The organism is Actinorectispora metalli (genome assembly GCF_056323685.1).
This window is the reverse complement of sequence record NZ_JBREYE010000002.1, coordinates 23,409-40,049: the sequence shown is the minus strand read 5'-3', so window position 1 is coordinate 40,049 and position 16,641 is coordinate 23,409. Positions and strand designations below refer to the sequence as shown.

Genomic DNA, 16,641 nt, shown 5'->3' with positions numbered 1-16,641 from the left:
TCGAGGTGCGCGGACTCCGCGCACCTCGACCGGTCGACGCCTGGGGACCGCGGGGTGGCGGCCTCGTGGCGGTGGTGGCATCAGCCGCCTCCCGGTGCCGCCTGCGGCAGCGGGCCGGTGGCGGTGTCACCCTGTGCGGCCTGGGCCTCCGGCGGGACCGGCTGTTCCGCGGGCGGCGGCTGCTGCTGGGTGGGTGGAGCGGGCTGGCCCGTCGAGGCGGGCGGTGCCGGGGCCGCGGCGGGCGAGGGGTTGCCGACCAGCGTGGTGCTGCCGTCCGGGTTGACGACCAGGCGCGGGGCGTCCTTCACCGGCACCAGACCGAGGTCCCTGGCGCGCTTGGCCAGCTCCGCGGGCGCCTCCTGCCGCTCGACCTCGCGCAGCAGCTCCGCGTTGCCGTCGGAGAGGTTGCTGATGTCGTCCTGGACGCCCTGCAGCCGGTAGGAGTCGCCCGCGGCCGCGGTGGACAGCCACAGGGTGGCGATCAGGCCGGTGGTCAGCAGGGTCATCACCAGCACCACGAACGGCGCCTTCGGTGCGCCCGTGCGCTGCTCGGGATGCGGACGGGTGCGCTGGGCGCGGCGGGCGTAGGCGCGTTCGGCGGCGGCGGATCGCTGTCGGGTGCCGGGCTCCGAGGTGCGCGGGCGGCCAACGGGTTCCACGCGGTCAAGGCCGATGACGGGCTTCCGATACCTCGGCGCGGTACGCGTCGGGCTCGCAACACGGGCTGGTGCGGTCATCGCGATACCTCCCTGGCTCGGTTGATGCGTTGCGCGGCGCGCAGTCGCACCGACGCGGCTCTCGGGTTGGCCGCGATCTCCTGCTCACTCGCCTGCTCGGCGCCTCTGGTCAGCAACTTCAGTTCCGGTTCGTGTCCCGGCAGTTCCACCGGGAGCCCTTCGGGTGAGGTCGAGGTGGACCGGGCGGTCAGCTCACGCTTGACCATGCGGTCCTCAAGGGACTGGTAGGCCATCACGGCGATCCGGCCGTCCAGCGCCAACGCGTCCACCGCCGCGGGTATGGCGTTGCGCAGCACCGACAATTCGCCGTTGACCTCGATGCGCAGCGCCTGGAAGGTGCGTTTGGCCGGGTGGCCGCCGGTGCGGCGCGATGCCGCGGGCACCGAGTCGTAGAGCAGCTGGACCAGCCGGGCGCTGGTGGTGAACGGCTCTTTCTCCCGCTCCCGCACCACCGAGGAGGCGATGCGCGCGGCGAAGCGCTCCTCGCCGTACTCGCGCAGGATGCGGGCGAGGTCGCCATGCGAATAGGTGTTGAGCACCTCGGCGGCGGTGATGCCGCGGCTGGCGTCCATCCGCATGTCCAGCGGGGCGTCCTGGGCGTAGGCGAAGCCGCGGTCCGCGGCGTCCAGTTGCAGCGAGGACACGCCGAGGTCGAACAGGATCGCGTCCACCTCGGGAATGTCCAGGCCCGCCAGCACGTCGGGAAGTTCGTCGTAGACGGCGTGCACCAGCTTCGCGCGCTCGCCGAAGGGGGCCAGCCGCTCCCCCGCGAGTTTCAGCGCCTGCTGGTCGCGGTCCAGCCCGATCACGGTGAGCTCGGGATGGGTGCTCAGCAATGCCTCGGTGTGCCCGCCGAGCCCCAGGGTGGCGTCGACGGCGATCGCCGGGTGGTCGCTCAGCGCCGGAGCGAGCAGCTCACAGATGCGATCAAGCAGTACCGGTACGTGACGCGGCTCGGCCATGGCTGCCCCCTCCCTCCGCGACGTTCTTCGGTTCAGCGGCCAGAACTCCGCCGGAAGCTCCCCTTCCGCGGAGTTCTGGTCACCAAACGCCGTGTCCTGTCTGTTCCGTGGCGGCTTGTCGACAAGTCGATAAATCGACAAGCGTTTCGTGCCACCAGGTCCCAGCCCGCCTTCCAGGCCTGGCACCGGGGAAGGTGTGCCAGGAGTTCTAGATGGCTTGCGGGCCGAGGCCTCACGGCACCCGGATCCCCCAATCCGGTCCTCAGAACAGACCAGGCAGAACCTCCTCTCGCGCCTCCGCGTAGCTGTCCTCGTGCTCGTCCAGGTAGCGGTTCCACGCCTCCGCGTCCCAGATCTCCAACCGGTTGATCGCGCCGATCACCACGCAGTCCTTGTTCAGGCTCGCGTAGCGGCGAAGTTCGGGAGCGATCGGGATGCGGCCCTGTCCGTCCGGCCGCTGCTCGTCCGTTCCCGCGAAGAGATAGCGCTGGAAGGCACGAACCGAGGCGTTGGTGAAGGAAGCCTCGGACACCTTGCGGGCCATCTCCTCGAACTCCGCGCGCGGGAAGACGTAGAGGCAGTGGTCCTGTCCCTTGGTGACCATCAAGCCCCCCGCCAGTGCGTCGCGGAACTTCGCAGGCAGCGTCAACCGCCCTTTGTCGTCCAGCCTGGGGGTGTGGGTGCCGAGAAACATGGCCTCACCACCTCCCCCGACTCGACGTTCGAATCGGTCATGGAGCCCCCGTCTGCCCCACTGCCCGCCACCGTACCCCACTTTTCACCACTGTCAACGGGTTCTAGCACTAGGATTCCACCGATCGCGCAGTGTTTTACCTGGTAGAGGCCCTGGTCTCGATGTGGTGTCGGGTGGGGGGCGTGCCGTGGCCGGTGGCGCATCCAGGCCATCCGACGGGGCCGTCAACCCGCCAAACGGATGCCGAAAACGGCCCTGGATACCTGCATCAGGCCGTATCGTCGGCGGTTGTGGGGTGAAGTGGGGACGGTGGGGAAAGGGCCTCGGGCGGAGTCCGCCCTGGGGTACTTCGCCTTGTTTTGACAGACTGCATGTCACGCTCACCGCATCGCCGCCCCGAACCGGGGGCACCTGCGCCCCCAGAAGGCCCCGACATACTTTGGTGAGCGTCAACCACCGCAGGAGGTCGCGTGACACGCGTCAGGAGGCGTCCATGAGCGACAGCGCAGAGTTTCACGCTCGTGGACACCGGCCCGGTGCACCTGACACCGTCACGGCCATGGGGGACACCGACTCGCGTCAGGCCGGCCCGACCGGCGCGCAGATCTCACACCTGCACGAGGTGATCGGCCGCATCGCGGGCAATGTCGAGCGGGTGTTGGTCGGCAAGCCCGAGGTGGTGCGGATCGCGTTGATCACGCTGCTGGCCGAGGGCCACCTGCTGGTCGAGGACGTGCCGGGCGTCGGCAAGACCTCGCTGGCCAAGGCGCTGGCCAGGTCCATCGACTGCTCGGTCAGCCGCATCCAGTTCACGCCCGACCTGATGCCGAGCGACATCACCGGCGTGTCCATCTTCAACCGGCAGTCCGGGCTGTTCGAGTTCCGCCCCGGCCCGGTGTTCGCCAACATCGTGGTCGGCGACGAGATCAACCGGGCCTCGCCCAAGACCCAGTCGGCGCTGCTGGAGTGCATGGAGGAGCGGCAGGTCACCATCGACGGCAAGGCCTACCGGCTACAGGACCCGTTCGTGGTGATCGCCACCCAGAACCCCATCGAGATGGAGGGCACCTACGCCCTTCCCGAGGCGCAGCGGGACCGCTTCACCGCGCGCCTGTCGATCGGCTACCCGGACGCCTCCGCCGAGCTCATGATGGTCGACGAGCACGCGGGCCACGATCCGATGGGCGACCTGCGCCCCGTTTCCGACGCGGCGCAGATCCACGAGCTGATCCTCACCGTGCGGCGGGTGCACATCGCGACCGAGGTGCGCCGCTACGCCGTGGAGCTGTGCTCGGCCACCCGCAGGCTGCCCGAATTGCGGCTGGGCGCCTCACCGCGGGCGACGCTGCACCTGGTACGCGCGGCCAGGGCGCAGGCGGCGCTGTCGGGCCGCGACTACGTGGTGCCCGACGACATCCAGGCCGTTGCGGTGCCCGTGCTGGCGCACCGGCTGGTGCTGACCGGCGAGTCGCTGGCCGCCCGCCGCTCCCCGCAGGACCTGGTGCGCGCGGTCGTGCACCGGGTGCCGGTGCCGCATGGCGCGGGCCGCGACCCCGGTCCGCCGAGCCACCCGAACCAGCAGTACAGCGGGATGCACAACGGCTATCCCGCGGGCTACGGCGCCTATCCCAACGGAAGCGCGCCGGGGCACTGATGGGCGACCTGGTGTCCGGGCTGACCACGCGGGGACGCTGCCTGCTGGCCGCCGGGCTGGCCGCCGTTTTATGCGCGATCGTCCTGGACGAGCGGGATCTGCTGCGGGTCGCCGCGTTCATCGTCGCACTGCCGCTGCTGTCGGCGTACCTGGCCAAACGGGTCAGGGTGGGCCTGCGCGCGCACCGCGAGCTGCGGCCGCCGCGGGTTCCGGTGGGCACCAAGGCCGCGGTGCGGCTGGAGCTGCGCACGCTGGGCACGCTGCCGTTCGCGGAGCTGCTGCTGGAGGACAACGTCCCCTACGCCCTCGGCGAGCGGCCCCGCATGCTGGTGGAACAGCTTCCGCGCAGCGCGGTCGGCGCCATCTCCTACGACCTCGCGCCCTCGGCCCGCGGCATCCACCGGGTCGGCCCGCTGCGGGCCAGGGTGGGCGACCCGTTCGGGCTGGCGGAGTTCGACCGCGAGCTGGCGGGCTACTCGCGGCTGGTGGTGGTGCCGAGGACGGTGTCGCTGACCGGCCTGCCGCCCGGCTCGGGCCTGGCCGCCGGTTCGGAGGGCTCCTCGGCGCTGCGTTCGGGTCAGGGCGAGTACGACGTGATGGTCCGCGGCTACCGCAGCGGCGACGACCTGCGCCGCGTGCACTGGAAGACCACCGCGCGCCGCGACGAGCTCATGGTGCGGCTGGAGGAACAGCCCTGGCGGGCCGGGGCGACGCTGCTGCTGGACACCAGGGTCGACGCGCACCGGGGCACCGGTCCCGCGGCCAGCTTCGAGTGGGCGGTGTCGATGGTCGCCAGCATCGGCCTGCACCTGCTGCGCCAGGGCCATTCGGTGCGGTTGATCACCGAGGACGGCCGCCCGCTGGCGGGCCTGTCCGACGGTGAGACGGCGTTACAGGGCGAGGAGCTGATGCTGGACTCGCTGGCGGGACTCGGCACCTCGCACCGCCGTGAGCTAGGCATCGGCACCGAACTCGCGATCGGTCACGCCATCGTCGCCGTGCTCGGCGCCTCCACCACCACCGCGGTCGGCGAGTTGCTGCGCCTGCGGCCCAGCGGCATGGCCAGTTCCGCGGTCCTGCTCGACGTCTCCGCCTGGGCCGAGTCCGACGGCGACCGCAGCCCCGATCCGGCCGCTGCGGCGGCGATCCTGCGGGCCGCGGGCTGGCAGGTGGTGATCGCGCGACCGGCCGATCCCATGCAGCTGGTGTGGAACCGGCTGTGCGGGCGCCTCGGCAGCATGGAGCACGCGTCATGACAGGCTTCCGCCCGCACGCCCACCACCCCAGGGACCTGCTGACTCTGGGCGGGGCCACCGTGATCGCGGTACTCGGCACGACCACCGCGATGACCAGCGTGATCGACGGCGCCCGCTGGTTCGCCTCCGCGCTGTTCGCGGTGCTGGTGGTTGCCACCACCGGCTACCTGCTGCGCCGCGCCCGGGTCCCGCATCTGCTGGTCTCCTGCGGGCAGTTCGGGATTCTGTTGTTGCTGCTCACCATGACCTTCGGCAGCGGCTGGGCGAGCCTGCCCGGCCCGGCCGGGCTGCACAACCTGGCCGACCTGCTGGTGCAGGCGATCGGCCAGACCCAGACCAGCACCGCCCCGGTGAAGGACACCGTCGCCATCGCCTGTCTGTCCACTTTGGGCATCGGGCTGGTGGCGGTGCTGGCCGACACGCTCGCCGTGACGGGCCGGGCTCCCGCGGCCTGCGGCCTGGTGCTGCTCAGCGTGTTCGCCGTGCCGGCGTCGCTGGTCGACGAGCTGCTGCCGTGGTGGGCCTTCGTGTTCGGCGCGGCCGGTTTCGCGGTGCTGCTGGCCGCCGACGACCGCAGCAAACTCCTCGGCTGGCAGGGCCGCAGGCAGGCCGCGACCAGAGCGAACGCCACGCCCGCCGCGGCGCTGATGGGCTCGGCGCTGGTGGTGTCGCTGTTCACCGGCGCGGTGCTGACCTTCGTCGGCACCGACGGCAGGCTGCCGGACATCTTCGAGAACTCCGAGTCCAAGGACGGCTACGACGTCAACCCGTTCACCTCGCTGCGCGGCCAACTGGACCGCGACGAGCCGGTGGACCTGTTCCGCATCAAGGGCGCCCCTGGCGATGTGTATCTGCGGGCGCTGACACTGCGCCGCTACCAGGCGGGCGAGGGCTGGAAGAACGAGGGCATCACCGAGGGCGTCAGCACCAACGAGACGCTGCCGATGCCGCCGGGCGTGAGCTCCACCGCCGAGGGCAAGCGGCTGACCATCGAGATCGAGCGGCTGAACTACATGGGCCCGTGGGTGCCCACCTTCGGGGTTCCGCTGACGCTGGAGCAGCTTCCGGAGGACATGCGCTACGACAACGCCGCGATGACGGTGTTCACCCCGAGCGGCACCCAGGCGCAGCGCTACGTCGAGCAGACGCTGATCCCCACCCCCACCGCCGCGCAACTGCGCAACGCGGCGGGCGCCTTGGCGGTGGACCGGGCGTACCTGGACACCGAGGGCGTGCACCCGCGGGTGGTGGAGTTGTCGCAGCGGCTGACTTCGCGGGCCCGCACACCGTTCGACAAGGCGGTGGCGCTGAACAACTACTTCCACGACTCCGCCAACGGCTTCCGGTACGAGCTGAAGACCAAACCGGGCGGCGCCGAGGATCCGCTGGTGGACTTCCTGCTCAACGGCAAGACCGGTTTCTGCGAGCAGTACGCCTCCTCGATGGCGGTGCTGCTGCGCGCCGCGGGCGTGCCCGCCAGGGTCGCCGTGGGGTACACCAGCGGCTACCCGCAGGGCGATGCGCGCGTGATCACCACGAACGACACCCACGCCTGGGTGGAGGCGTGGTTCCCCGGCTTCGGCTGGACCACCTTCGATCCGACGCCGGGGATCACCGGCCGGGCCGCGGTGCCGCCGTATGTCAGCGCCCAGCCCGGCGCGTCGGCGAACCCGTCGGCCGTGACGCCCACCGAGCAGCCGGGCGGACCGACTCCGTCCACGCCGACCGTCCCCGGTCAGGCCCCCGGCCAGGAGACTCCCGGCGGCGGACCGGGCGCTGGCGGGGACACGCCGGTGATCGCCAAGTCCCTGGCGGTCGCGCTGCCCGCCCTGCCGGTCCTGGTGCTGGCGGCGCTGCTGCTGACGGCGGGCCTGCTGATCAGGCGACGACGCGGCGACGGCCAGGACAGCCTGGTCGGCGAGGCCGCGGGCATCCTGCTGCCCCGTCCACCCACCCAGCGGACCCTGATGACGGCGCTGCTCGCGGCGGGCGGCGCGCTGCTGCTGCTCGGCCTGTTCCTCATGGTCGGCGGGGGTGCCGCGGTGTTGTGGTGGGCGGTGACGGTGTTGTTGGCCGCCGCGGCGGCAGCGGCGCTGCCGTTCGGCCTGCGTGAGCTGCTGCGTCGTCACCGGCTGCGGATCGTGCACGGGGGCGGCGCGGCCGCCACCGACGCGGCCTGGCGTGAGCTCCTCGCGGAGGCGGCGGATCGCGATGTGCACTCTGTGGACACGGCGACGGCCAGGGTGAGCGCCCGCAGGCTGGCCAAGGAGCTGTCTTTGGACGCCGAGGGCACCGCGGGGCTGCGCGATCTGGTCGAGTTGCTGGAGCAGTCCTGGTACAGCGGCAGCCGCGGCACCGACGGACCCCGCCTGGCGACCGCCCTGGCGGCGGTTCTGGCAGGCATGCACCGCGCCCGCCCGCTGTCCTGGCAGCAGCGGCTGCTGCCCCGCTCGGTCTACCAGCCGCCCCGAGGCGCCTGGACCGCACCGAACCCGGAACCCGCAGGCGTCCGGTAGCCCCGGGCGGCTTCGGCGGATGCGGAAGCCCCTTCTCCGGAGACCTCCTGGCTCGGGGGATGAAACAGCGCCGCCGTTCCGCCAGACCGGTGAAACTGAAGCTGCATCGGCCATCCGATGCTTGCCTGCTGGCGCGGGAGCCGTCCATACAGACCCGCCGCCCAACGCCTAGCCGGAAATAGGGCGTGTCGAACCAGACGCACAGGTCGATCGCTCGTATGTTCGATGTGGGGGGTGTCCCCAACAAAAGCGGGCGGGCAGAAGCCCCCATGATCCACAGTAGCCGAGATGTCCGACAGTTCGGCATACTCCGAACCGGCGGACGCAGAACCGGGCGCACGCAGAACGGCCAAGGCCGTGGTGGGCTGACCGCTGCGAGGAATGCACCCGGCGGAGGGCTATCAGGTGTCCGCATGCGCCGGCGTGCTCATGACAGCAAGCCCGTCCAGCACCTGGACGGGCGACCACCGATGGCGATGTGTTGACACCCGGCTTGCGCCCTAAGCCTCACCTCGGCGGGCGAGGTGTCAACACATCGCGGCTAGGAGTCTTCGAAGCGGCGGCGGAAGCGCTCCTCCATACGTTGGGCGAGCGAACTTCGCCGCGGTGCGCTGGCATCGGCATCGGACTCGGCTTCGGCTTGGCCCTTGCGTCCAATGGTGGCCAGCATGAGCAGCGCCCCGCCGAACATGATCAGGAAGCCGATCACACTCACGACGGGAACGCCTGCCGGTTTGAAGGGCAACGCGATGCCCGCAACCAGCAGCACAAGGCCGACCGCGAACAGGAAACCGCCTTGCAGCCGGCGCCGTCGAGACGGCCGGCGCAGCCGACCGCCACGCACGGAGGACGCGAACTTCGGATCCTCCGCGTACAACGCGCGCTCAATCTGCTCGAGCAGTCTCTGCTCGTGCTCGGAGAGTGGCATAGCTCCTCCTCCGGCACAGCTGTGGCGGGCGCCGGGTGCACGCTGTTACCGCCGGTCCCGGCGGGCGCCCCACAGCTGGGGCGTCACTATTGAGGATACGATCCTGAGCTTGGATCGACTACCCGATCCCGCCACCTGATCCACCGGCGTTATCCGCAGTCATCCGCTCGGAGTAGCTGTATCCCCAGTCACATCCCTGTTGAGCGATCAACACCCCCGCGATGTTGATCAAAATTCACCATAACAGTAGCGCAACCGACCCTACCGCCACTCCACCGGCACTTCAGGCGGGAACTCAGCGTCGCGCAAGCACATGCAGCCGCGCCGCGATGTCCCGCAGCGGCGGCCGGTTGGCAGCCGCGAGCTCCAACTCGGCCAAGGCCTCGGTCGCGTTGGGGTTGTTCTCCAGCACCGATCCCGGCACCAGGTCGGTAAGCACGCCGTAACCCTGCAAAACCTCGACGACCAGACCCGACGCGGTCAGCAACGCGGTCAGCCGCTCGCTGTCGAACCGCCGCAGCAGGGTGTCGCTCGCGGTCGGCGGCCTGCCCTCGGCGTCCTCGAGAAGCTGGCGGGCCTCCCCCAGCCGTCCCACCATCGCGCGGGCCAGAACCGCCGCATAACGATTTGCCACCAGCAGCGAGATCGCCCCGCCCGCGGCGGTCGCCTTGGCCAGTCCCGCGACCGCGGAGTCCACGTCGTCGACCACCTCGAGCACCCCGTGCGCCAGCACCAGGTCCGCACCCGCGGGCTCCACAAGCTCGTCCAAGGCGTCCGAGTCGCCCTGGATGGCCGTGACCAGTCGGCCGACCCCGGCGTCGGTTGCTCGGCGCTGGAGGGCGGCCAGCGCGTTGGGGCTGGGTTCGACGACGGTCACCGCACAGCCCGCGGCCGCGAACGGCACCGCCCAGACACCGCTGCCGCCGCCGACATCGAGCACCCGAGGGGCGGCGCCACCGCGGCGCTCGCGCGCGGCGGCGAGTTCGGCGTCAAGCACCCGGTGCACGGCATCGGTTCGCATGGTGGGAAGCCTAGTGTCCACCGACCACCCCGATTGGCCGGGCCACTACGCCGACCAGGGCGGAAACAAACATCACATCCGCCGATCGGAGAACCACCAGCGGCACTGATGTTGTCAAGACCGTAGGCTGCGTGGCGTGCATACGGTGGCGGTCTTGAGTCTCAAGGGTGGAGTCGGAAAAACAACGGTCGCGTTGGGTCTTGCCTCCGCGGCTCTCCGGCGCGGCATGCGCACGCTCGTGGTGGATCTCGATCCCCAATGCAATGCCACCTCCACCCTGGACCCGGGCGAGACCAAGGCCACGCTGGCCGACGTCCTGGACGACCCCAAGCGTTCCGTGCTGGCCGAGGCCGTCGCGCCCAGTGCGTGGGGCGAGGACATCGATGTGCTGGTCGGCTCGGAAGAGACCGAGATGCACAACCATCCCGAGCCGGGCACCAAGCGCCTCTCCCGGCTGTCCCGCGCTCTGTCCAACTTGGACGAGTTGGTGGAGGACGGGGATATGCCCTACCAGTTGGTGCTGCTCGACTGCCCACCCTCGCTCGGCCAGCTGACCCGTTCCGCGCTGGTCGCCGCCGACCGGGCCCTGCTGGTCACCGAGCCCACGATGTTCGCGGTGTCGGGCGTGCAACGGGCCTTCGAGGCCGTGCAGAACGAACGCGAGGCGCACAACGCCGAGCTTCAGCCGCTGGGTGTGGTGGTGAACCGGGTTCGGCCCCGGTCGCATGAGCACCAGTTCCGGATCGCCGAGTTGCGGGAGATCTTCGGGCCGCTGGTGATGCCGGTGGCGCTGCCCGATCGGCTTGCCGTGCAGCAGGCTCAGGGCGCCTGCATGCCCATCCACCAGTGGGGCACGCCGGGCGCACGCGAGGTCGCGCTGGCCTTCAACCTGGTGCTGGCCCGCGTCCTGCGGTCGTCGCGGGGAAGGCGCCGGGTCGCCGACGAGCCGGAGCCCTCCACCGCCGAGGCCTGACTAAGAGGCTCCGTGCCGATCGGCCTGATCAGCGATTCGACGCTCGTAGTCGGCCCGCGCCGAGGCGTCGATGCCGGTGAGAGCACGGTTACCGTCCAGCCGCTTCCAGAACCACCGCATCACAGGCTCAGGCGTGAGCGCGCTCAGCAGATCCCACCCGGCCAGGTGCGCGGGCACGGTGATCGCCGCCTTCCTGGTGCGGACGCTGCGCACGACAGCGGCGGCGATGTCCTCGGGGTCCACGGTGGGCAGCCCCTTGTGTGACACCCCGGAGGCCAGGGCGGTGCGGACGACGCCGGGCAGCACGGCGCTCACCGACACACCGGATTCGGCGTACTCGGCGCGGACCGCGGCGCTGAGCCCGACGGCGGCGAACTTGCTGGCGTTGTAGACGGCCATGCCGGGGATCGGCACCTTGCCTGCCATCGAGGCGATGTTGACGATATGCCCGCGGCCGCGCTGGATCATGGCGGGCAGCGCCAGCCGCATGCCGTGGATCAATCCCCACACGTTGACGTCGATCGTGGTGCGGCTCAGCGCGTCGCTTTCCTCGACGAACCCGCCGAGTGGCATCACCCCCGCGTTGTTGACCAGCACGTCGATCGGCCCGCAGCGGGCCACCACCGCGTCGAGGAAGGCCGCGAAGGACTCCCGCGACGTGACGTCGACGGCGAAGCCGTGCCCGCCCAGCCTCGCGGCGGCCTCCACGGCGAGCGGCTCGTCCAGGTCCCCCAGACACACCGTGGCGCCCTGCGCGGCGAACGCGGCGGCGGTGGCCCGGCCGATTCCACGCGCCGCCCCGGTCACCACCACAACCGCACCGTTGGTGTCGATCTTGGGATAACGCATCCCGTGTCTCCTCACTTCGCAGCTGTGGTCGTTATCGGCACGGATCGGCTCACGGTGAAGGCACCTGCATCGAAGGTGGTGAGTCGCCGTCGCATCCGTCCCGTCGACCACGGCCAGCTGAAGCTGTTGCGGCCGTTGGCGTCGAGGTAGTAGCTGGCGCAGCCACCGGAGTTGTAGACGGTGCGCGGCAGGGCAAGCTGCACGTCGGCGACGTAGGCCTCCTGGACATCGCGCCGCACGTCCATCGTTTCCCAGCCCTGCTCGCGCATGGCCTTGATCGCGGCCATGGCGTAGGCGAGTTGGCTCTCCAGGATGGCGAAGGCCGAGGAGTGCCCGGTGCCGAGGCTGGGTCCGAGCAGCAGGAACGCGTTGGGGAAGCCCGCGACCACGCTGCCGAGGTAGGCCTCCGGGCTGCCCTGCCAGTGCTGGGCGAGGCTGCGCCCGTCGGCTCCGAAGACCTTCTCGGCGATCGGCATGTCGAGGATGTGGAACCCGGTGCCGAAGATGATCGCGTCCACCTCGGATCGTGAGCCGTCGGCGCCGATCACCGTGTTGCCGCTGATCTCGGCGACCGCGGTGGCGTGCACGTCCACATTGGGCCTGGTCAGCGAGCGGTAGTAGGTGTTGGACATGAGCAGGCGTTTGCAGCCGAGCGTGTAGTCCGGAGTGAGGGCTTTGCGGAGCTTGCGGTCCTTCACCGACAGCCGGAGGTGCAGCAGCCCGATGCGCTGCACGAGGCGGAGGATCCACGGGTTGCGGAAGCCGACGCCGAGCGCCTCCAGCCCGGCGTACTCGGCGGCCCGCAGCAGCCGCTGCGCGCCGGGCACGTTCCGCAGGATCCAACGCTCCAGTTTCGGCACGTAGTGGTCGGGTTTGGGCAGCACCCACTGAGCGGTGCGCTGGAACAGGTGCAGCCTGCCGACCGTCCGCTGGATCGCGGGCACGAACTGCACCGCGGAGGCGCCCGTTCCGACCACCGCGACCCGCTTGCCCGCCAGGTCGTAGTCGTGGTTCCAGCGGGCGGAGTGGAACACCTCCCCGGTGAAGCCGTCCAATCCGGGCAGGTCGGGGATCGCGGGCTGGTGCCACGGGCCCGCCGCGGCGATGACCACCTTGGCGCGGTAGGTGCCGCGGCTGGTGTCGAGTTCCCAGCCGCCGCCGGTCCACTCGGCGCGGCGCAGTTCGGTGGCGAAGTGGATGTGCGGGACGACGTCGTAGCGGCGGGCGACGTCGTCGAGGTAGCGGCGGATCTCGCGCTGCCCGGCGAAGGCCCGCGTCCAGTCGGGGTTCGGCGCAAAGGAAAAGGAGTACAGCGCGGATGGAACGTCACAGGCGCAGCCGGGGTAGGTGTTGTCCCGCCAGGTGCCTCCGAGGTCGTCTGCCTTCTCCAGCACGGCGAAGGAGGTGATGCCCAACTGGCGTAACTTGATCGCGGCGCCGATGCCGGACGCACCGGCACCGACCACCACAACCTCGAATTCCCGCTGTTCAGCCATGCTGTGACTCCTTCTCGGGGTGCCGGCTGGTCCGCAACGACGTTTCGAGCACGTGCAGCCGCCTGCGCGCGTCCATCGGGTTCAGTCCCATCGCGGCGAGATCCCGCCGCCCCGGCAGGACCTGCTGGACCCGGACACCCGCTCGGCGCAGCGCGGCCGACTCGGCGTCGACGCGGCGGCGCATGAACGAGTAGCCCGCCATCGGCGCGACGATCACGACCTCGTCCAGTTCCAGTGGCAGGAGCAGATCCGCCGAGGTGGGCGAGACGATGCCGCCGTCGGCGTACCGCCGCCCCGCGATCTCCACCGGCGGAAACCAGCCGGGAATCGCCCACGAGGCGCGCAGTGCCTGCGACGGCGTCGCCTTCGGGGCGCCGGGTGCGCCGAAGGCCACCCTGGCGCCGGTGCGGTAGTCGGCGGCGACCAGCCAGGCGAGCGGGTGGGCCAGCCATTCCCCCACCGCGAGTTCGTCGGCCAGCCGGCCCAGCCAACTCGCGTCGTCGGTGCCCAGTGGCAGCGCACCGCACAACGCCGTCAGCGGCGAGACCGTGCGCCGCAGCCCCCGCAGGGCCAACGCCGGGGAGCCCGGCAGGCCCGGCACCAGCGGCGGAAGACTTCGCGGCGGAGAGGCGAAGTGCCTGATCAACTCCGGGCAAGCCCGCTTGCCGATCGCGGCGTCCCGGATCTCGCCGACGCTGACCCCGCTGCCCAACATGGTGACGAACTCGGCCCCGGCCGAGGTGCCGACCAGCGCGGCGGCGGTTCGGGCGTCCCAGCCGAGCCGCTCCTCCAGCGCGACGAGGGCGCCGATCATCCAGGCCGCGCCGAGCGTGCCCCCGCAACCGAGGACAAGCCCACGACGAACACTCATGCACCCTCCACACTGGATACTTGACGTACTCAGAAACTAACGGTATCCGAGTGGCCGCGATAGGGGTCATAACACGGTATCTGGAAACCATCGGTATCTTGATGGGAGGGAGGTCTGTGATGGCACGACTGTCCAGGGCCGAAAGCCAGGCCCAGACCAGGGAACGACTGGTCGACACGGCCAAACAGCTGTTCCTGCGGGATGGCTACTCCTCGACCTCGTTGGAGAAGGTCGCCGACGAGGCGGGGTTCTCCAAGGGCGCGGTCTACTCCAACTTCCGCAACAAGGACGAGCTGTGCCTGGCCGTGCTGGACCGGATCCACAGCGAACGTGCCGGTCAGATCACCGAGGCGGTCGGCGGGGCGGGCACCTTGGACGAACGCCTCGAGGCGTTCCGGGTCTGGGCGGAGTCCACGATCGGCGACGAGGAGTGGACGGCGCTGGAGGTCGAGTTCGCCACCAACATCCGCCGCGACCCCCAACTGAAGGCCGCGCTGGCCGAGCGCAGCGCCCTGATCAGGGCCGCCTTGGCCGCCCTGCTCGCCGAGGGCGCCGACCAGGTGGGTGTCGAACTGCCGATGCCCGCGGAGGACCTGGCCACGGCCCTGCTCAGCCTGGGCATCGGCCTTGGCGTGCAACGCGCCATCGACCCGACGATCTCGGTGTCGGTGCTGCCCGAACTGATCCGCCTGCTCGCCCAGGCTCCCCACCGTGCAACCTGAACCGCGCCGTGCCCGTGTCCAAGGCATGGGGACATTGATGGCGGTGGCCGTCGGGCTCGCAGTGGTGGCTTCGCCTCAGCGCGCGTTGCGTTCCGCGGTGAGTGCGCCGACGACGGCCGTCGGTTTGCCGATCAGTGCGTTGCCGATCAACCGGTCGACGCCCGGCAACACGGCGAGCCTCAAGGCAAGGCGGCGCAGCCTACGGTCGGTGCCGGACGACGGGAGGAACCAGCGCACCCCGTTGCGCGCGGCCTGCTGCTTCTCGGCGACGACCGGCCGCCAGATCCGCTCGTACTCCCCCAGCGCCTCGTCGATGGAGTCCAACCCGGCCAGTCGGTCGGCCAGCACATAGGCCCCCGCGATGGCCAGCGACGCCCCTTGGCCTGCCAGCAGGGACACCGCGTAGGCCGCGTCGCCGATCAGTACCACTCGCCCGTTGCTCCAGCGCGGCATCACGATCTGCGCCACCTGGTCGTAGAAGATCTCCGCGGGCGGTGGGCACTGCGCCAGAGCGCGCGGCGCGATCCACCCCAGAGAGCCGTATTCCCGACGCAACGCCGCCCGGACATCTTCGGGCCGGGTCTGATCCGGAGTGCGGTGCACCGCGAACACCGCGACCCGCCCATCGCGCAGCGCATAGAAACCGAGTTGCTGGTCGACGGTGTCGGTCAAACAGAAGCGGCCCTGGACCTTGCGGTGGATTTCCGGGTCGGTGAATGTGAACGCCGCGGTGTGGAAGCCGAGATAGCGGAAGAAGCCGCTCTCCTCGCCGAACACCGCGGCGCGGACGGCGGAGTGGATGCCGTCCGCTCCGACGAACAGGTCGGCGTCCAGCACGCTGCCGTCGGTGAGCGTCACGCGGACTCCGTCTTCACGGTCGTCCAGTTCGCTGAAGCTGACACCGAACCGCAGGTCGACCCGGGCGGAGAGGCTTTCCCGCAATACCGATTCGAGGTCCGGTCGCATGATGCTGAGCAACCGGCCCTGCACGGTCCCGGCGAAATCCCGATAGCTCAGCCCCGCCCGCCTTCTACCCCGCTCGTCCAGATACGCGGCCTCCTCCACCCGGTAGCCGAGTTCGCCGAGTCGAGGCAACACGCCCATGGCCTCGGCCGCGTCGTATCCCGCCCCGAAGAAGTCGATCATGTAGCCCTGCCGTCGCGGACCAGCCGCCTTCTCCAACACGACGACGGCCCAGCCAAGACGGTCCAACCGCTGAGCCAGCGCCAACCCCGCGATACCCGCGCCGCAGATCACGGCCTTCATCGGCGTTCCCCTTCCCCAACCATGCGATGCAGCACTGAGGCGAGAGCCCGCGACGGAAGCGCCGGTTCGCCCGGAGGGCGCAGGCCGCGGTGGAGCAGCATGCCGTCGACAGCCGCGGCCAGCACCGCAGCACTCGCCTCCGGCTCGGGCACCCGTCGCGTGCGCAACCAGGCGGCCAACCGCGAGCGCACACCATCCAGCAGCCCACCGACCGCGGCACGCAACTCCTCGTCCCGGGTCGCGGCCAGGTACGTCTCGGCGAACAGCAGGGACGTGGGGTCCTGCCCCGTGTACCGCTCCAGCGAACCGAGCATCAGATCCACCGCCTCCGCCGCGTCCGCCGCCTGCTCCAGCAGCGGTTCCAGGTCGTCCAGCAGCGCACCCATCGCGTTCAGCGCCGCTTCCCTGAGCAGCGCCTGAAGCGACGAGAAGTGGTAGTGCACCAGCCCCGGCGAGAGCCCCGCCCGGTCGGCCAGCATCCGCGTGCTGACCCCACCCCAGCCCTGCTCCGCGATCAACTCGGCCGCGGCGGCAAGCAGTCGCTGCCGCACCTCCCGCCCCCGCGCCGCCGCTGTCCCCGAGTCCATCCGACCTCCACTTGGGCAATCGCCTTGGGCATCTGCCCAACGTTGACAATACAGGTCGGCCGAGCTTGTTGCCCCGGAGCGATCACCGCTAGACCAAAAGGGTGTCAGG

Annotated in this window: 15 protein-coding genes; 5 read left to right on the top strand and 10 right to left on the bottom strand. The window is 70.5% G+C overall.

Features of this window, described 5'->3' with window-relative positions:
- Positions 1-80: 80 nt before the first annotated feature.
- The 3 genes from ftsL to mraZ all read right to left on the bottom strand — a co-directional run bounded on the left by ftsL (position 81) and on the right by mraZ (position 2,393).
- Positions 81-737 carry a cell division protein FtsL gene (gene ftsL / locus ACU6XJ_RS20490; protein WP_476314199.1) on the bottom strand — a complete coding sequence of 219 codons (657 nt, stop codon included), beginning with the start codon at positions 735-737 and terminating at the stop codon, positions 81-83.
- Positions 734-1,699 carry a 16S rRNA (cytosine(1402)-N(4))-methyltransferase RsmH gene (rsmH, locus tag ACU6XJ_RS20485; RefSeq protein WP_476314197.1) on the bottom strand — a complete coding sequence of 322 codons (966 nt, stop codon included), beginning with the start codon at positions 1,697-1,699 and terminating at the stop codon, positions 734-736. The genes ftsL and rsmH overlap by 4 nt, the downstream gene beginning before the upstream one ends.
- Before the next feature lie 262 nt (positions 1,700-1,961).
- Complete coding sequence (mraZ, locus tag ACU6XJ_RS20480; protein ID WP_476314195.1) at positions 1,962-2,393, bottom strand: division/cell wall cluster transcriptional repressor MraZ; 432 nt, start codon at positions 2,391-2,393, stop codon at positions 1,962-1,964.
- Between the two features lie 559 nt (positions 2,394-2,952).
- On the opposite strand from mraZ, the gene ACU6XJ_RS20475 reads away from it, so the two are divergent.
- Genes ACU6XJ_RS20475 through ACU6XJ_RS20465 form a run of 3 tightly spaced genes read left to right on the top strand, consistent with a single transcriptional unit; the run spans position 2,953 to position 7,819 of the window.
- Positions 2,953-4,047 carry an AAA family ATPase gene (locus tag ACU6XJ_RS20475; protein ID WP_476314193.1) on the top strand — a complete coding sequence of 365 codons (1,095 nt, stop codon included), beginning with the start codon at positions 2,953-2,955 and terminating at the stop codon, positions 4,045-4,047.
- Positions 4,047-5,303 carry a DUF58 domain-containing protein gene (locus ACU6XJ_RS20470; protein ID WP_476314191.1) on the top strand — a complete coding sequence of 419 codons (1,257 nt, stop codon included), beginning with the start codon at positions 4,047-4,049 and terminating at the stop codon, positions 5,301-5,303. The genes ACU6XJ_RS20475 and ACU6XJ_RS20470 overlap by 1 nt, the downstream gene beginning before the upstream one ends.
- Positions 5,300-7,819 carry a transglutaminase TgpA family protein gene (locus tag ACU6XJ_RS20465; protein ID WP_476314189.1) on the top strand — a complete coding sequence of 840 codons (2,520 nt, stop codon included), beginning with the start codon at positions 5,300-5,302 and terminating at the stop codon, positions 7,817-7,819. The genes ACU6XJ_RS20470 and ACU6XJ_RS20465 overlap by 4 nt, the downstream gene beginning before the upstream one ends.
- A gap of 541 nt (positions 7,820-8,360) precedes the next feature.
- On the opposite strand, the gene ACU6XJ_RS20460 is transcribed toward ACU6XJ_RS20465, so the two are convergent.
- Both ACU6XJ_RS20460 and ACU6XJ_RS20455 read right to left on the bottom strand, forming a co-directional pair.
- Complete coding sequence (locus tag ACU6XJ_RS20460) at positions 8,361-8,747, bottom strand: DUF3040 domain-containing protein (RefSeq protein ID WP_476314187.1); 387 nt, start codon at positions 8,745-8,747, stop codon at positions 8,361-8,363.
- Positions 8,748-9,042: 295 nt separating this feature from the next.
- Positions 9,043-9,768: a class I SAM-dependent methyltransferase gene (locus ACU6XJ_RS20455; RefSeq protein WP_476314185.1), complete on the bottom strand. Its 726-nt coding sequence runs from the start codon at positions 9,766-9,768 to the stop codon at positions 9,043-9,045.
- Between the two features lie 136 nt (positions 9,769-9,904).
- On the opposite strand from ACU6XJ_RS20455, the gene ACU6XJ_RS20450 reads away from it, so the two are divergent.
- Positions 9,905-10,741 carry a ParA family protein gene (locus ACU6XJ_RS20450; protein ID WP_476314183.1) on the top strand — a complete coding sequence of 279 codons (837 nt, stop codon included), beginning with the start codon at positions 9,905-9,907 and terminating at the stop codon, positions 10,739-10,741.
- Here ACU6XJ_RS20450 and ACU6XJ_RS20445 read toward each other — a convergent pair whose 3' ends face one another.
- The 3 genes from ACU6XJ_RS20445 to ACU6XJ_RS20435 are packed head-to-tail and all read right to left on the bottom strand — an operon-like array spanning position 10,742 to position 13,957.
- Entirely contained in the window at positions 10,742-11,590 is an 849-nt protein-coding gene (locus ACU6XJ_RS20445) for an SDR family oxidoreductase (protein ID WP_476314181.1), read from the bottom strand.
- A gap of 11 nt (positions 11,591-11,601) precedes the next feature.
- Complete coding sequence (locus tag ACU6XJ_RS20440) at positions 11,602-13,086, bottom strand: flavin-containing monooxygenase (RefSeq protein ID WP_476314179.1); 1,485 nt, start codon at positions 13,084-13,086, stop codon at positions 11,602-11,604.
- On the bottom strand, positions 13,079-13,957 hold the full coding sequence (locus ACU6XJ_RS20435) for a patatin-like phospholipase family protein (protein WP_476314177.1): 879 nt from the start codon (positions 13,955-13,957) through the stop codon (positions 13,079-13,081). The genes ACU6XJ_RS20440 and ACU6XJ_RS20435 overlap by 8 nt, the downstream gene beginning before the upstream one ends.
- A gap of 119 nt (positions 13,958-14,076) precedes the next feature.
- Here ACU6XJ_RS20435 and ACU6XJ_RS20430 point away from each other — a divergent pair, with 119 nt between their 5' ends.
- Positions 14,077-14,679 (top strand): TetR/AcrR family transcriptional regulator, encoded by a 603-nt coding sequence (locus ACU6XJ_RS20430; RefSeq protein WP_476314176.1) that lies wholly within the window; start codon positions 14,077-14,079, stop codon positions 14,677-14,679.
- Between the two features lie 75 nt (positions 14,680-14,754).
- Here ACU6XJ_RS20430 and ACU6XJ_RS20425 read toward each other — a convergent pair whose 3' ends face one another.
- Together ACU6XJ_RS20425 and ACU6XJ_RS20420 are read right to left on the bottom strand one after the other, a co-directional pair.
- Positions 14,755-15,945 (bottom strand): FAD-dependent monooxygenase, encoded by a 1,191-nt coding sequence (locus ACU6XJ_RS20425; protein WP_476314174.1) that lies wholly within the window; start codon positions 15,943-15,945, stop codon positions 14,755-14,757.
- Positions 15,942-16,532, bottom strand: a complete 591-nt coding sequence (locus ACU6XJ_RS20420) for a TetR/AcrR family transcriptional regulator (RefSeq protein WP_476314172.1) — start codon at positions 16,530-16,532, stop codon at positions 15,942-15,944. The genes ACU6XJ_RS20425 and ACU6XJ_RS20420 overlap by 4 nt, the downstream gene beginning before the upstream one ends.
- Positions 16,533-16,641 lie beyond the last annotated feature (109 nt).

What these genes read in the sequence shown, in the direction of transcription:
- ACU6XJ_RS20425 (WP_476314174.1), bottom strand. Translation starts at nt 15,945, where the DNA reads ATGAAGGCCGTGATCTGCGGCGCGGGTATCGCGGGGTTGGCGCTGGCT.
- ACU6XJ_RS20430 (WP_476314176.1), top strand. Translation starts at nt 14,077, where the DNA reads ATGGCACGACTGTCCAGGGCCGAAAGCCAGGCCCAGACCAGGGAACGA.
- ACU6XJ_RS20475 (WP_476314193.1), top strand. Translation starts at nt 2,953, where the DNA reads ATGGGGGACACCGACTCGCGTCAGGCCGGCCCGACCGGCGCGCAGATC.
- ACU6XJ_RS20470 (WP_476314191.1), top strand. Translation starts at nt 4,047, where the DNA reads ATGGGCGACCTGGTGTCCGGGCTGACCACGCGGGGACGCTGCCTGCTG.
- ACU6XJ_RS20440 (WP_476314179.1), bottom strand. Translation starts at nt 13,086, where the DNA reads ATGGCTGAACAGCGGGAATTCGAGGTTGTGGTGGTCGGTGCCGGTGCG.
- ftsL (WP_476314199.1), bottom strand. Translation starts at nt 737, where the DNA reads ATGACCGCACCAGCCCGTGTTGCGAGCCCGACGCGTACCGCGCCGAGG.
- ACU6XJ_RS20435 (WP_476314177.1), bottom strand. Translation starts at nt 13,957, where the DNA reads ATGAGTGTTCGTCGTGGGCTTGTCCTCGGTTGCGGGGGCACGCTCGGC.
- ACU6XJ_RS20420 (WP_476314172.1), bottom strand. Translation starts at nt 16,532, where the DNA reads ATGGACTCGGGGACAGCGGCGGCGCGGGGGCGGGAGGTGCGGCAGCGA.
- ACU6XJ_RS20460 (WP_476314187.1), bottom strand. Translation starts at nt 8,747, where the DNA reads ATGCCACTCTCCGAGCACGAGCAGAGACTGCTCGAGCAGATTGAGCGC.
- ACU6XJ_RS20455 (WP_476314185.1), bottom strand. Translation starts at nt 9,768, where the DNA reads ATGCGAACCGATGCCGTGCACCGGGTGCTTGACGCCGAACTCGCCGCC.
- ACU6XJ_RS20465 (WP_476314189.1), top strand. Translation starts at nt 5,300, where the DNA reads ATGACAGGCTTCCGCCCGCACGCCCACCACCCCAGGGACCTGCTGACT.
- mraZ (WP_476314195.1), bottom strand. Translation starts at nt 2,393, where the DNA reads ATGTTTCTCGGCACCCACACCCCCAGGCTGGACGACAAAGGGCGGTTG.
- rsmH (WP_476314197.1), bottom strand. Translation starts at nt 1,699, where the DNA reads ATGGCCGAGCCGCGTCACGTACCGGTACTGCTTGATCGCATCTGTGAG.
- ACU6XJ_RS20445 (WP_476314181.1), bottom strand. Translation starts at nt 11,590, where the DNA reads ATGCGTTATCCCAAGATCGACACCAACGGTGCGGTTGTGGTGGTGACC.